The 1,071-nt window shown below is 70.4% G+C and carries 1 protein-coding gene; it reads right to left on the reverse strand.

The window, feature by feature from the left end:
* A partial coding sequence (gene ispG, locus E1291_RS41470; protein WP_131743482.1) for a flavodoxin-dependent (E)-4-hydroxy-3-methylbut-2-enyl-diphosphate synthase occupies nucleotides 1-1,071 on the reverse strand: 1,071 nt, incomplete at both ends.

Below are 1,071 nucleotides of genomic sequence, written 5' to 3' on the forward strand. Positions count from 1 at the left end.
TCGATGCCCATCTCCTCGGCGATGCGCATGGCCTCCTCGATGAGGGTCTCCACGATCTGCGCCTCCGGGACGGTCTTGACGACCTCGCCCTTGACGAAGATCTGGCCCTTGCCATTGCCGGAGGCGACGCCCAGATCGGCCTCACGGGCCTCACCCGGCCCGTTCACCACGCACCCCATGACCGCGACGCGCAGCGGCACCGGGAAGTCCTTCAGCCCCGCGGTGACCTCCTCGGCCAGCGTGTACACGTCCACCTGCGCGCGCCCGCACGACGGGCACGACACGATCTCCAGCCCCCGCTTGCGCAGCCCCAGCGACTCCAGGATCGCCGCGCCGACCTTGACCTCCTCCACCGGAGGCGCCGACAGCGACACCCGGATCGTGTCGCCGATGCCCTCGGCCAGCAGCGCCCCGAACGCCACCGCCGACTTGATCGTCCCCTGGAAGGCCGGACCCGCCTCGGTCACGCCCAGGTGCAGCGGATAGTCGCACGCCGCCGCCAGCCGCCGGTACGCCTCGATCATCACCACCGGGTCGTTGTGCTTGACCGAGATCTTGATGTCGCGAAAACCGTGCTCCTCGAACAGCGAGCACTCCCACAGCGCCGACTCCACCAGCGCCTGCGGCGTCGCCTTGCCGTGCTTCTCCAGGAGCCGCTTGTCCAGCGACCCTGCGTTCACCCCGATCCGGATCGGCACGCCGGCGTCGGCCGCCGCCCGGGCGATCTCGCCGACCTTGTCGTCGAACTTCTTGATGTTGCCCGGGTTCACCCGCACCGCCGCGCAGCCCGCGTCGATCGCCGCGAACACGTACTTGGGCTGGAAGTGGATGTCGGCGATCACCGGGATCGGCGACTTGCGCGCGATCGCCGGCAGCGCGTCCGCGTCGTCCTGCGAGGGCACCGCCACCCGCACGATCTGACACCCCGACGCGGTCAGCTCCGCGATCTGCTGGAGCGTGGCGTTCACATCGGCGGTCAGCGTGGTGGTCATCGACTGCACCGAGACCGGGGCGTCCCCGCCCACCGGCACCGCACCGACCATGATCTGACGGGACCGGCGGCGCTCGGCG

Source organism: Actinomadura roseirufa, assembly GCF_900659635.1.
In the GTDB taxonomy this organism is placed as follows: domain Bacteria; phylum Actinomycetota; class Actinomycetes; order Streptosporangiales; family Streptosporangiaceae; genus Spirillospora; species Spirillospora roseirufa.